12 protein-coding genes are annotated in these 13,694 nt (G+C 61.8%); all 12 read right to left on the reverse strand.

Annotated features, from left to right (window positions below; genetic code table 11):
* Nucleotides 1-11 precede the first annotated feature (11 nt).
* The 12 genes from AC1D1J_RS01670 to AC1D1J_RS01725 all read right to left on the reverse strand — a co-directional run bounded on the left by AC1D1J_RS01670 (nucleotide 12) and on the right by AC1D1J_RS01725 (nucleotide 13,493).
* A complete protein-coding gene (locus AC1D1J_RS01670) occupies nucleotides 12-1,028 on the reverse strand; it encodes an NADP-dependent oxidoreductase (protein WP_477648417.1) in 1,017 nt (338 codons plus the stop codon).
* Between the two features lie 108 nt (nucleotides 1,029-1,136).
* Nucleotides 1,137-1,586, reverse strand: a complete 450-nt coding sequence (locus AC1D1J_RS01675; protein WP_477693719.1) for a PaaI family thioesterase — start codon at nucleotides 1,584-1,586, stop codon at nucleotides 1,137-1,139.
* 25 nt (nucleotides 1,587-1,611) lie between these two features.
* Nucleotides 1,612-2,403, reverse strand: a complete 792-nt coding sequence (locus AC1D1J_RS01680) for an SDR family oxidoreductase (protein WP_477672349.1) — start codon at nucleotides 2,401-2,403, stop codon at nucleotides 1,612-1,614.
* Nucleotides 2,404-2,590: 187 nt separating this feature from the next.
* Entirely contained in the window at nucleotides 2,591-2,821 is a 231-nt protein-coding gene (locus AC1D1J_RS01685) for a hypothetical protein (protein ID WP_477648414.1), read from the reverse strand.
* A complete protein-coding gene (locus tag AC1D1J_RS01690) occupies nucleotides 2,821-4,683 on the reverse strand; it encodes an acyl-CoA dehydrogenase (RefSeq protein WP_477693720.1) in 1,863 nt (620 codons plus the stop codon). The genes AC1D1J_RS01685 and AC1D1J_RS01690 overlap by 1 nt, the downstream gene beginning before the upstream one ends.
* Nucleotides 4,684-4,774: 91 nt before the next feature.
* A complete protein-coding gene (locus tag AC1D1J_RS01695) occupies nucleotides 4,775-5,950 on the reverse strand; it encodes an acetyl-CoA C-acyltransferase (protein WP_477686304.1) in 1,176 nt (391 codons plus the stop codon).
* A 46-nt stretch (nucleotides 5,951-5,996) separates the two neighbouring features.
* Nucleotides 5,997-8,105, reverse strand: a complete 2,109-nt coding sequence (locus tag AC1D1J_RS01700) for a 3-hydroxyacyl-CoA dehydrogenase NAD-binding domain-containing protein (protein ID WP_477693721.1) — start codon at nucleotides 8,103-8,105, stop codon at nucleotides 5,997-5,999.
* A 202-nt stretch (nucleotides 8,106-8,307) separates the two neighbouring features.
* Nucleotides 8,308-9,003, reverse strand: a complete 696-nt coding sequence (locus AC1D1J_RS01705) for an ABC transporter ATP-binding protein (RefSeq protein WP_074574254.1) — start codon at nucleotides 9,001-9,003, stop codon at nucleotides 8,308-8,310.
* Entirely contained in the window at nucleotides 9,003-9,773 is a 771-nt protein-coding gene (locus AC1D1J_RS01710) for an ABC transporter ATP-binding protein (RefSeq protein WP_477686302.1), read from the reverse strand. The genes AC1D1J_RS01705 and AC1D1J_RS01710 overlap by 1 nt, the downstream gene beginning before the upstream one ends.
* Before the next feature lie 105 nt (nucleotides 9,774-9,878).
* Nucleotides 9,879-11,171 carry a branched-chain amino acid ABC transporter permease gene (locus AC1D1J_RS01715; RefSeq protein ID WP_477693722.1) on the reverse strand — a complete coding sequence of 431 codons (1,293 nt, stop codon included), beginning with the start codon at nucleotides 11,169-11,171 and terminating at the stop codon, nucleotides 9,879-9,881.
* A gap of 8 nt (nucleotides 11,172-11,179) precedes the next feature.
* Nucleotides 11,180-12,133, reverse strand: coding sequence for a branched-chain amino acid ABC transporter permease (locus AC1D1J_RS01720; RefSeq protein WP_477648409.1), 954 nt, complete (start codon nucleotides 12,131-12,133; stop codon nucleotides 11,180-11,182).
* Between the two features lie 112 nt (nucleotides 12,134-12,245).
* A complete protein-coding gene (locus AC1D1J_RS01725; RefSeq protein WP_477666042.1) occupies nucleotides 12,246-13,493 on the reverse strand; it encodes a branched-chain amino acid ABC transporter substrate-binding protein in 1,248 nt (415 codons plus the stop codon).
* Between the last annotated feature and the right edge of the window lie 201 nt (nucleotides 13,494-13,694).

Raw genomic sequence — 13,694 nt, forward strand, 5'->3', positions numbered from 1 at the left:
GTGTGCAAGGCTTAAATGAGCTTGACCAATTGCTTGCCGAAGTTCTTGCCTTTGAGCAGACCCAGAAATGCCTCGGGTGCCGCTTCAATGCCCTCTGCCACGCTTTCACGCGGGCGCAGCTTGCCGGTGCCCACCAGCGTGCCGAGTTCCTTGAGCGCTTCGGGCCAGACTTCCATGTGCTCAGCCACGATAAAGCCCTGCAGCTTGAGGCGGCTGGTCAAAATCAGCGCCGGGTAGGCCAACGGCATGGGCCGGCCGTCGTAGCCGGCGATCATGCCGCACAGCGCGATACGGCCGAAAGCGTTCATGCGCGGCAGCACGGCGTCCAGCACCATGCCGCCCACGTTTTCAAAGTAGCCATCAATGCCATCCGGGCAGGCGTCCTTGAGAGCCTTGGTCAGTGAAGCGGCATCGGCGTGCACTTTGTAGTCAATGCAGGCGTCGAAGCCGAGTTCATCGACGGCATATTTGCATTTGTCGGGGCCGCCTGCAATGCCGACGGCGCGGCAGCCGCGTGCCTTGGCGAGGGCGCCGAACGCGCTCCCCACGGCGCCGGTAGCGGCGCTGACCACCATGGTCTGCCCGGCTTGGGGTTCAATGATTTTCACCAGGCCGTACCAGGCGGTGACACCGGGCATACCGACCGCACCCAGGTAGTGCGACAGCGGTACGTGCGTGGTGTCCACCTTGCGCAGCGCGCCGGGTTGGTCGGCATTGACCACGCTGTATTCCTGCCAGCCGCCCATGCCGACCACCTTGTCGCCGGGCTGGAATTTGGGCGAGCGGCTTTCCACCACCTCGCCTGCCGTACCGCCCAGCATGACCTGGCCGAGCGGGTGCGGCGCGGCGTAGCTCTTGGCATCGCTCATGCGGCCACGCATGTAAGGGTCCAGGCTCAGGTAATGGTGGCGCACCAGCACCTGGCCATCTTGCAAAGGCGGCGTGTCGCTGGAGACCAGCATGAAGTTGCTGGCGACGGCTTCGCCGGTGGGACGGTTGTCGAGGAGGATTTGCTGGTTGATGGGCATGGAAGTCTCCTGTGTGTTGTCGGGAAAGGCAGGCGATTTGCTATTGATTTGATAGCTTCTTGCGCCCGTGCTTATTGGGATGGACTGTGATTTAACCAATACCTCGGTTCAATCGGTTGATATGCCGCCGCCGGGTAGATCCGGTGTGCCGGTGTTTTGGGCGGCGGTGGCAACCCGCCGCACGTACTTGAAGGTACCCGTGGAGTGTGCGCAGGCGCGGCCTTCGGCGTCATACAGCGTGGCTTCTGTAAACGCCATGGTGGTGCTGCGATGCATGAGCCGCCCCTTGGCTGTGAGCCGGCTGCCGTCACCGGGCGCCGGCCGCATGAAGCTGGTCTTCATCTCGATGGTGACCACGCCCATGTCTTTCTGTACGCTGCGCGCGGCCGTCGCCATGGTCACGTCCAGCAGCGTCATGATGGCGCCGCCGTGCGTCACGGCAAATGAGTTGAGGTGCTCGGGCCTGGGCGCATAACCAATGGCCGAGGCGCCGCCCTCAAACAGCTCGAGGTCAAAGCCGAGGTGGTTGACAAATGGGATGTCGGCGCCGAAATTCATTAGCTCTTCCCAACCCTTCACTTGATTAGCCGCCTGTTACCACTGATACACCGCCGTCCACCGCCAACCACTGGCCAGTGATGTGCTTGCCGGCGTCGGACGCATAGAGCACGCACAGGCCCTTCAGATCTTCGTCATCGCCCAGGCGGCCGAGCGGCGCATGCGAGGCGAGTTTTTCTTCGCCCAGCGCTTTCAGCGTGCCCACGGTCATCCGGCTCGGGAAAAAGCCCGGGCAAATCGCGTTGACGGTGATGTTGTACTTGCCCCATTCGCAGCCCAGCGCACGCGTGAAGTTGATGACGGCGCCCTTGGAGGTGTTGTAAGCCACGGTGGTCATCTCGCGCGGGTTGCCGCCCAGGCCGGCAATGGAGGCCACATTGATGATGCGGCCGGACTTGCGGGCGATCATGCTGTGCTTGGCGATGTGCTGGCTCAGGATGAAGTAGCCGCGGATGTTGAGGTTCATGACCTTGTCCCAGGCTTCGACCGGGTGGTCTTCCGCGGGTGCGCCCCAGGCGGCGCCGGCGTTGTTGACCAGGATGTCGACATGGCCCAGGCGCTTGATGGCCTCGTCGGCCAGCGCCCGGATGTCTTCTTCTTTCGAGCAGTCGGCGGCGATCCAGTCGACGTCGATGCCGGCAGCTTTCAACTCGGCAGCGGACTCGACCAGGTCTTCAGCCTTGCGCGAACTCAAAATGACTTTGGCGCCCGCCTCGCCCAGCGCCTGAGCCAGTTGCAGGCCCAGGCCGCGCGAGCCGCCGGTCACGAGTGCGGTTTTGCCTTTGAGGTCGAACAGCTGCTGGATGGTACGGGTCATGAAAGTTGTCTCCTGTTGGGTGTCATCGGGCTTGCCGGGTGCCGCATCGGGACTCCGGCAAGGATGGGGTTGCGAATAAATCTGTCGGGTTTGGCCGTGGGTTCAATGCCGGGCGCGACGGTCTGCCATATTGGCACAACATCGGGGGCCCTGCAGGCTGCGCTGTCGTCGTGGCGACTTCAGTCCGCTACGAGCCGACGTTGATGCGGGAGCGCACGTAAACCAGCGCCGCGCCAGCCGCCGCCACAATGCCGCCCAGCACCACCATGGACCAGCCGATGGCATCGTCCAGGCGCTGAACCGACAAGCCCAGAACCAGCGTCAGCAGCCCGCCGTAGATCAGGACCCAGATCAGGGTCTGCAAGCGGGCCACGGCCTTGTTGGAAACAGGGTCAGCGGACGGTTTGAAAAAAGCCATTAAAACGCCTCCTCGGGCAAATCGGCACAGGTCAGGTCGCGGGTTTCAACGACCTTCAGCCAGGCGCCGATTTTGGGTAATTCGTAATGATAAAAATAGCGTGTAGCGCCCATCCGTCCTGCGTGAGCAGCTATCGAATTGGTAGCAGACTGCTGCGATGCCAGGCTGGCCAGTGCCACATCCAGCCAGACCCATGCCAGCACGGTATGGCCAAACGCCTGCATGTAGGGTACCGCATTGGCCAGCGCCTCGCCGGGCTCGCCCGTGGCCCACGCCGCCTTGGTGGCGCTGCCCACATGCTGCAATGCCTTGGCCAGTGCGTTGGCATGGTCGGCGAGTTCAGGCACCTGAATCGCCTTTTCAACCGTGGCGTTGATACGCGCTGCCAGCAATTGCAGGCCCCTGCCCCCTTCCATCAGCACCTTACGGCCCAGCAAATCCATGGCCTGGATGCCGTGCGTGCCTTCGTGGATCATGTTCAGGCGGTTGTCGCGCCAGTACTGCTCGACCGGGAAGTCGCGCGTGTAGCCATAGCCGCCATGCACCTGGATGGCCAGGGAATTGGCCTCCAGGCACCATTCGCTGGGCCAGCTTTTGGCGATAGGGGTCAGCACTTCGAGCAGCAGGCGCGCGTCGTCGGCGGCCTGTGCGTCGGCCGTGTGGTGTTCGTCAACCAGGCGCGCGCAATACAGCTCCAGCGCCAGCGCGCCTTCGCAGTACGCTTTTTGCGCCAGAAGCATGCGCTTGACGTCGGCGTGCTCGATGATGCGGATCTGCGGCTGGGAGGCGTCTTTGCCCACGGCACCGGTGCCGTTTTTAGAACCTCCGCCGACGGGCCGGCCCTGCGGCCGGTTTTTGGCGTAATCAAGACTGGCGTAATAACCCGCCATGCCCAGCATGGTGGCGGCCGTGCCCACGCCGATGCGCGCCTCATTCATCATGTGGAACATGCAGCGCAGGCCTTCATGCGGCTTGCCTACCAGGTAGCCGACCGCGCCGGCCTGGCCGTCCACCGGGTATTTGCCTTCGCCGAAATTGAGCAGCGTGTTGGTGGTGCCGCGCCAGCCCAGCTTGTGGTTCAGGCCCGCGAGCGCCACGTCGTTGCGCACGCCGGTGAGTTCGCCTTGGGTATCGACCATTTTCTTGGGCACGATGAAGAGCGAAATGCCGCGCGTGCCGGCGATCAGCTTGCCGTCAGGCCCCGGAATCTTGGCCAGCACCAGGTGGATGATGTTGTCGGTCAGCTCGTGCTCGCCGGCCGAGATCCACATCTTGTTGCCCTTGAGGCGATAGCGTGGGCCCAGCGGGTCGGCCTCAAAGCCGTCGCCATCCGGAACGGCGCGTGTTGTCACGTCGCTGAGCGAGGAACCGGCCTGCGGTTCGGACAAACACATGGTGCCGGAGAAGCGGCCGGAGAACTCGTTCCTGGCGAAGACTTCCTTCTGCATGTCGGTGCCGTGCACCATCAGCAGGTTGGCATTGCCGGTAGTGAGCAGGCCTGAGCCGATGCTGACTGAGGCCATGGCGAAGAAGGCATTGGCCGCCGCTTCCACGGTATAGGGAAGCTGCATGCCGCCGACTTCATAGTCTTGCGCGGCGCTGAGCATGCCGGAGGCGGCATAGGCTTTTTGCGCATCATGCGTGGCCTGCGGCAAGATGACTTTTTCGCCGTCGAAGTGCGGCTCTTGCGTATCCACGATGCGGTTGAAAGGCGCGTATTTCTCGCGCGCGATGCGCTCGCAGGTGTCGAACACCGCGTCGAAAGTCTCGCGCGAATGGTCGGCGAAACGCGCGCGCTGGTTCAGCGACTCGGCGCCCAGCCATTGGTAAAGCAGAAAGTCCAACGTGGGCCGAAGGCTCATGACGGGCTCCCCGTCACAAGAGACGAAGGCAAGGCAGGAAACGCCTGCCCTTTCTGAAGGAGCAGGGTTTCATTCATGGTGGCTGCCCGGTTTAGAGAACTTCGTAAATGCCGGCTGCGCCCATGCCGCCGCCAATGCACATGGTCACGCAGACGCGCTTGGCGCCGCGGCGTTTGCCTTCGATCAACGCATGGCCGGTCAGGCGCTGGCCGGTCACGCCGTAGGGGTGGCCGACGGCGATCGCACCGCCGTTGACGTTGAGCTTGTCCATCGGGATGCCCAGCTTGTCGGCGCAGTACAGCACCTGCACGGCAAAGGCTTCATTCAGCTCCCACAGATCGATGTCGCTGATCTTGAGGCCCAGCTTGGCCAGTACCTTGGGAATCGCGAAGACGGGGCCAATGCCCATTTCGTCAGGCTCGCAGCCGGCAACCGCGAAGCCAAGGAAGCGGCCCAGGGGCTTGAGGCCTTTCTTTTCGGCCAGGGTTTCGTTCATCACAACCACGGCGCCGCCGCCGTCGGAGAACTGGCTGGCATTGCCGGCGGCGATCACGCCGCCAGGAATGGCCGGCTTGATGCCGCTGATGCCTTCCTTGGTCGTGCCTTCGCGTATGCCCTCGTCCTTGCTGACGGTGACCTGCTTGGTGGAGAGGCCCATGACCTTGTCGGCCACGCCGGCCGTCACGGTGATCGGTGCGATCTCGGCTTCAAAGAGGCCCGCAGCCAGCGCGGCCGTGGCTTTTTGCTGGCTCAGCGCTCCGTACTCGTCCATGCGGTCGCGCGAGATGTTGTAGCGCTTGGCGACCTGCTCGGCCGTCTGCAGCATGTTCCAGTAAATCTCGGGCTTGTTCTTGGCCAGCCAGCTTTCCTGCAACATGTGGGTGTTCATTTCCTGCTGCACGCAGGAGATGCTTTCGACACCGCCGGCCACGTAGATGTCGGCTTCGCCGGCGATCACGCGCTGGGCCGCCAGGGCGATGGTCTGCAGGCCGGATGAACAGAAACGGTTGACTGTCATTCCCGATACCGTCACCGGGCAGCCAGCGCGCAGGGCGATCTGGCGTGCGATGTTGGCGCCGGTGGCGCCTTCGGGCGTGGCGCAGCCGATGATCACGTCATCGACTTCGGCAGCCTCGATGCCGGCGCGCTTGAGCGCGTGCTCGACGGCATGGCCGCCCAGGGTGGCGCCGTGCGTCATGTTGAAGGAACCCTTCCAGCTTTTGGCCAGGGGGGTGCGTGCGGTGGAAACGATTACTGCTGAAGTCATGGAATTCTCCGGATTCTGGGGCGTTGATGTGTGCGGTCTGCTGGACTTAGGTAGACAGGTTGAAGGTCTTGCCTTCAGCCGCAAGCTTGGCCAGCAGGGGCGCGGGCTTCCAGAATTTGGCGTCGTCCAGCGGGTTCTGCGCGAAGCGGTTCATGCTTTGCACCACATTGAAGAGGCCGACCTGGTCGGCGTACAGCATGGGGCCGCCGCGGTAGACCGGGAAGCCGTAACCCATGATGTAGACCATGTCGATGTCGCTGGCCTTGGAGGCAATGCCCTCTTCCAGGATGTGCGCGGCTTCATTGACCAGCGAATACACCAGGCGCTGCACGATTTCCTCGTCGGAAATTTTGCGCGGCGTGATGCCCAAACTGGCGCGGTGGTCTTCAATCATCTTGACGACTTCGGCGTTTGGAATGGCGTCGCGCTTGCCGGGCACGTAGTCATACCAGCCGGCGCCGGTCTTTTGGCCAAAGCGGCCTTTTTCGCACAGCAGGTCGGCCGTTTTGCTGTACTTCATGTCCGGCTTTTCGGTGTAGCGGCGCTTGCGGATGGCCCAGCCGATGTCGTTGCCGGCCAGGTCGCCCATGCGGAAGGGGCCCATGGCAAAGCCGAATTTCTCGATCGCCTTGTCGACCTGTTCGGGCGTGCAGCCTTCGTCGAGCAGGAATCCGCCCTGGCGGCCGTACTGCTCGATCATGCGGTTGCCGATAAAGCCGTCGCACACGCCGGAAACCACAGCCGTCTTCTTGATCTTCTTGCCCACGGCCATCACGGTGGCCAGCACGTCCTTGCCGGTTTTGGCGCCGCGCACGACTTCCAGCAGCTTCATCACGTTGGCCGGGCTGAAGAAATGCAGGCCGACCACGTCTTGCGGGCGCTTGGTGAAGTCGGCGATTTTGTTGACGTCCAGCGTCGAAGTGTTGGACGCCAGTATGGCGCCCGGCTTCATCACGCGGTCCAGTTCTTTAAAGACCTTTTCCTTGACGCCCATCTCCTCAAACACAGCCTCGATCACCAGGTCGGCATCTTTGAGGTCGTCGTAGCTCAACGTGGTGCTGAGCAGGCCCATGCGCTGGTCGTATTTGTCCTGCTTGAGCTTGCCCTTCTTGACCTGGGCCTCGTAGTTCTTGCTGATGATGCCGAGGCCTTTGTCCAGCGCCTCCTGCTTCATCTCCAGAATCTTGACCGGGATACCGGCGTTGAGGAAATTCATCGCAATGCCGCCGCCCATGGTGCCGGCGCCGATCACGGCCACTGAATTGATCTCGCGCTTGGGCGTGTCTTCCGGCACGTCGGGGATCTTGGAGGCCGCACGCTCAGCCATGAAGATATGGCGCAGCGCGCGGCTTTCGGGTGTCCACATCAGGTTGATGAAGCACTCGCGCTCAAAAGTCATGCCGTCTTCGAATTTCTTCCTGGTTGCGGCTTCGACTGCATCCACGCATTTGAGCGGCGCGGGGAAGTTCTTGGCCATGCCCTTCACCATGTTGCGGGCGAACTGGAAATAAGCGTCGCCATTGGGGTGCTTGGCTCGCAGGTCACGCACCAGCGGCAATGGCCGGGTGTCGGAAATCGATTGGGCAAAGGCCAGGGCTTCCTGGGCCAGCGATTCGGGCGAGGCAGCAAGCTTGTCGAACAGTTTCTGACCGGGGATTTGCGCGAGCAGTTCGCTCTTGACCGGTTCGCCGCTCACGATCATGTTCAGGGCCGGCTCCACGCCGAGCACGCGCGGCAGGCGCTGCGTGCCGCCGGCGCCGGGCAACAGGCCGAGCTTGACTTCAGGCAAGGCCACGTTGGTGCCGGGCGCGGCGATGCGGTAGTGGCAGCCCAAGGCCAGTTCCAGGCCACCGCCCATACAGACGGAGTGGATCGCGGCGACGATGGGCTTGCCGGAATTCTCGACCGCACGGATCACGCTCAGCAGATTGGGTTCGATCAGCGCCTTGGGCGTGCCGAACTCCTTGATGTCGGCGCCGCCCGAAAAGGCTTTGCCTGCGCCGGTGATCACGATGGACTTGATGGCAGCATCGGCATTGGCCTTCTGGATGTTGTCGGTCAGGCTCAGGCGCGTGGCGTGGCCCAGTCCATTAACGGGTGGGTTGCTCAGCGTGATGAGCGCGACGGGGCCGTGAACTTCGTAAAGGGTGGTCATGCAGTGCTTCTTTCCTTGATGGGAGTTTCAGTTTTCAGTTGTCTCGGCTGGCGCTGCGGCCGTGCAAGCCTGGCGATCGTAAAAAAGTACGACCGTTCTTTTTCCATTGTAGGGGGCGTTTGTGACGGCACAAGTCCCCGGATGGACTGTTCAGTCTATTTTTGTCCCTGCGGTGACAGCCGGGGACGATCCACACCGTTTTTTACACCTCAAGCCACTCTTTGCGGATGTACGCATCAGCCCGCAGGCTGTCGGGTGTGCCGTCAAACACGATGCTGCCGTGGCCCATGACCAGCGCGCGATCGGAAATCGCCATGGCAATCGTCAGTTTCTGCTCGATCAGCAGCACCGAGATGCCCTTGGCCTTCAGCGTTTGCAGGTATTGCCCCACCAGTTCGACGATTTTGGGCGCCAGGCCCTCGGTGGGCTCGTCGATGATGATGAGGTCGGGGTCCCCCATCAGCGTGCGGCACAGCGTGAGCATCTGCTGCTCGCCACCCGAGAGCACGCCGGCCTCGGTGTGCTGGCGTTCGCGCAAGCGTGGGAACATCTGGTACATGTCTTCAAACGACCAGCGCGAGCCCTTGCCGGATCCTTTCTGGCCCAGCAGCAGGTTCTGGTGCACCGTGAGCTTGGGGAAGATGTCGCGGTTTTCCGGCACATAGCCTATGCCCAGGTGGGCGATCTGGTAGGCCTTCTTGCCGACAATTTCCTGCTTTTTCCAGAGGATGGAGCCCTGGCAGTCAACCAGGCCCATGATGGCCTTGGCCGTAGTGGAGCGCCCCGAGCCGTTGCGGCCCAACAGCGCAACAATCTGGCCGGGTTGCACGTCAAAATGCACGCCATGCAGCACGTGGCTTTTGCCGTAGAAGGCGTGGAGGTTCTGGATATGGAGCATTAGTGGCCTCCTGCCTGCGCATCTGCGACCGGAGAGCCGAGGTAAGCCTCTTGCACCCGTTGGTCTGCGCGCACGGCTTCCGGCGTGTCATAGGCAATGATTTCGCCGTACACCACCACCGCAATCTTGTCGGCCAGGCCGAAGACCACGCCCATGTCGTGTTCCACCGTCAGCAGGGTCTTGCCCACAGTGACTTCCTTGATCAGGTTGATAAAGCGGCTGGTCTCTGACCGGCTCATGCCGGCCGTGGGTTCGTCGAGCAGGATGACATTGGCACCACCGGCGATCGTGATGCCGATTTCGAGCGCGCGCTGCTCGGCGTAGGTCAGGTTGGTGGCCAGCACGTCGCGCTTTTTGTCGAGCTTGATCATGGCCATCAACTCGTCGGCGCGCTGGTTGGCGTCGTCCAGGTCGGCCAGGAAGCGAAAGAAGGTGTACTTGTAGCCCAGGCTCCACAGCACACCGCAGCGCAGGTTTTCAAATACGCTGAGCTTGGGGAAGATATTGGTGATCTGGAAGCTGCGCGACAGACCCAGCCGGTTGATTTCAAACGGCTTTTTGCCGTCGATGCGCTGGCCGTTGAGCAACACTTCGCCGCTGGTGGGCTCAAAACGGCCGCTGATGAGATTGAACAGCGTGGACTTGCCCGCACCGTTGGGCCCGATGATGGCGACGCGCTCGCCGGCGTTCACCTGCAGGTTGGTGCCACGGATGATTTCGGTTTTGCCGAAGCTCTTGCGCAGGTCCTTGAGCTCAAGTGAGTAGGTCATATTAGCCTCCCCACCAGCCGGGGCCGCGGAACCGGCTTTGCCGGGCCGCAGGCGCAGCGCCCCCTCGGGGGGTAGCGTTTACACGAAGTGAATTAGCGTGGGGGCTCACAATAGTTCCCTCCGCTTGATTTCTTTTTCAATGTCATTCTGGATTTCGCCCCATTGGGCGAGGAATTGCCGACGTGTGAGCTCGAACAGACCTAGCCCGGTGGCCAGCACAAAACCCGCGCCCAGCCAGCTGTTGAGGTTGGTCGCATTGAGGCGCACGCCCATGAAGCCGAGTTCGGGACCCAGGGCCGCGTTGAGCTGCAGGTGGTAAATCATTTCCACCATGGCCGCCGCGCCGGCCACTGCAGTGAGCGCTGTTATGGCCAGTCCCAGGTAGCCCACCCACAGCTCCCTGAGCTTGCCGAAGGACGCCACGCGCAGATTCATCATGATCAGGCTGGCGATGCCGCCGGGCGCATACATCACCATGAAGAGGAAGATCAGGCCCACATAAAGCAGCCAGGCCATGGAGAGCTCTGAAAGCAGGATCAGCGCCAGCACCAATAGGCCGGCGCCGATTATGGGGCCGAAGAAGAAGGTGGCGCCGCCCAGGAAAGTGAAGAGCAGCAGGCTGCCCGAGCGCACACCGCTCACCACTTCCGCCGTGACGATTTCCGAATTGATGGCCGCCAGACCGCCACCTATACCGGCGAAGAAACCGGCAATGATGAAAGCGTAGTAGCGCACGCGCTGCGTGTTGTAGCCGATGAACTCCACGCGTTCGGGATTGTCACGCACCGCGTTCAGGATGCGGCCCAGCGGTGTACGCGTGAAGGCGAACATGGCTGCCGTGCAGATGAAGCAGTAAAAAGCGATCAGGTAATAAACCTGGATCTGCGGGCCGAAGCTGATGCCGAACACCGGCTTGCCATAAGCGCGGTTGGTGGTGATGCCGCCCTCGCCGCCGAAGAACTCGGGAAACATGAGCGACATGGCAAAAACCAGTTCTCCCACGCCCAGCGTGATCATGGCAAAGGTGGTGCCGGCTTTCTTGGTGGTGACGTAGCCCAGCAGCGCAGCAAAGAACAGACCCGACAAGCCACCCACCAGCGGAATCAGCGTCAGCGGTATGTAGAAGCTGCCTTTGGTGGCCAGATTCATCGCGTGCACGGCCAGGAAAGAACCCAGCCCGGCATAGACCGCATGGCCGAAACTGAGCATGCCGCCCTGCCCCAACAGGATGTTGTAGCTCAGGCAGATGATGACCAGGTAACCGGCCTGTGACAGCATGGTGAGCGCCAGGCTGCTTTTGAACATCAGCGGCGCGACGATGAGCAGCAGCGCGTACAGCGACCACAGCAGCCAACGGCCGACGTTATAGGGTTTGAATTGGTGGTAAGCGGTGGACATGTGGCGACTCATCCTTCCCGTGTACCAAGCAAGCCCTTGGGCCTGAAGATAAGAATGAGCACCAGAAATAGGAACGGCAGGATGGGCGCCACCTGCGAAATGGTGAGCTTGAGCAAGGGGTAGCCGAAAGTTTCAGGCGTCACGGTGTAGCTGAATTTGGCGAGCAGGGTCATCAACGACTGGTCCATCGCGACCGCAAAAGTCTGAATCAGGCCGATGAGCAGCGACGCCAGGAATGCACCGCTGAGCGAACCCATGCCGCCCACCACCACGACCACAAAGATGATGGCGCCGACCGAGCCGGCCATGGCGGGCTCCGTCACAAAGGTGTTGCCGCCTATGACGCCGGCCAGGCCCGCCAGCGCCGCACCGCCGCCAAAGACCAGCATGAAGACGCGCGGCACGTTGTGGCCCAGCGCTTCCACCGTTTCCGGATGGGTGAGCGCGGCCTGTATGACCAGGCCGATGCGTGTGCGCGTGAGCAGCAGCCAGATGCCAGCCAGCATGGCCAGCGAAATAAACATGATGAAGGCGCGCGACTTGGGAAAGTTGGTGCCGAACACCGTGAACAGCGGGCCCTGCAAACCCTCAGGCAACACATAGTTGACGGCCGAGCGGCCCCACACCAGTTGCACCAGTTCCAGCAACAGGTAGGACAGCCCGAAGGTGACCAGCAGCTCGGGGACATGGCCGAACTTGTGCACCTTGCGCAGGCAAAAGCGCTCAAAGGCCGCGCCCATCACAAACACCAAAAGCGGTGCCACCAGCAGCGACCACCAGAACCCGATGACCTGCGAGGTGCTGTAGGCAATGTAGGCGCCGACCATGTAGAAGGAGGCGTGCGCAAAATTGAGCACGCCCATCATGCTGAAGATCAGCGTCAGGCCGGAGCTCAGCATGAACAGCAGCAGCCCGTAGCTGAGGCCGTTAAGCAGGGAGATGGTGAAAAATTCCAAATTCATCAATGACCGCCTGAAGCTGGAAGGTAAAACAGATACGGGCAGAAAACCTGCCGGGATAAAGAAAAAGGCCCGAGTGGGTCGGGCCTTCGCCGGTCAAGCGGCCGCCAGGGCCTTAGCCCGGACGCTTCATCTGGCAAGAGGTAGGCGTGCTGGCCACATAGGGCTCATAGTATTTGACCGGCACAAAGGTGTAGCCGGTGTTCTCGGCATCGTAAGGGTATTTGCCGCCGGCTTTTTCCCACTTGTCGATGTAAAGGCCCTGCTGCAGCTGGTGGTCGGTCTTTCGCATCTCGACATCACCGTTGAAGCTCTTGAAGCGCAGGCCTTCCATGGCCTTGGCCACGACGGCCGGCTCGGTCGATTTTGTCTGCGCCATGGCTTCGGTCAGGATGGTGAAGGCATGGAAGATCGCGCCGGTGTAGAAGTCGTCGTTGAACTTCTTCTTGTAGTCTGCCTGGACCTGCTGAATCTCGCCGCCCATGTTGAGGTGGTTGTAGGACACCATATAGACCCGCCCGGCCGAGGCCGCGCCCAGGGCGGTCGGCGTGCCGGTGACGCCGGCGTAATAGGTGTAGAACTTGACGTTGTTCAGGCCCGCCTCGTTGGCGGCTTTCACCAGCAGCGAGAGGTCGGAGCCCCAGTTGCCGGTGATCACGGTGTCGGCACCCGACTGTTTGATCTTGGCGATGTAGGGCGCGAAGTCGCGCACCTGCGCCAGCGGATGAAGATCCTCGCCGACGATCTGGACGTCGGGGCGCTTGGAAGCCAGGTTGGCCTTGGCGAACTTGGCGACCTGCTGACCGTGCGAGTAGTTCTGGTTGATCAGGTAGACCTTCTTGATGTCCGGCTGGTCCTTCATGAAGGCCGTCAGGGCTTCCATCTTCATGGAGGTGTCGGCATCGAGCCGGAAGTGCCAGTAGTCGCACTTGCTGTTGGTCAGGTCCGGGTCCACCGCGGCGTAGTTGAGGTAGACAACTTCCTTGCCGGGATTGCGTTCGTTGTATTTGGACAGCGCATCCATGATGGCGAGCGCCGGGCCGGAGCCGTTGCCCTGCACCACGTAGCGCGCGCCCTGATCGATGGCCGACTTCAGCGCGTTGGTGGTTTCCTGCGGGCTGAGCTTGTTGTCGATGCCGATGATCTCGAACTTCACGCCGGCCTTGTTCTTCTTGCTGAACTGCTCGGCCAGGAACTGGAAGCCCTTGAGCTGGTTGGTGCCCACGGCCGCCATCAGGCCGGACAGTGGATCAAGCCAGGCGATCTTGACAGTCTGGTTCAGGTTGACGGCACCGGTGGCCGGTGCTGCAACTGCGGCTTTGGCCGGCGCTGCGGCCTTGGCGGGCGCCTGGGCCAGCGCCATGCCGCTGTAAAGCATGGAAGACACCGCCAGGGCGATGCCTGCATGCCGTGCGAAAAATCGGTTCTGGGTTGTCATCCCTTGTCTCCTGGAAATTGTATGAATGCGCGGTGAATCCGCAGAGGGAACCGGCAAAGGTTAGGTCAAATGATGTTGCACTGCGTCAGGGAATGCCCTAGCGCCATGTCACGGATGTGACCCCCA

It is taken from the genome of Polaromonas sp. P1_F8, from assembly GCF_056405635.1.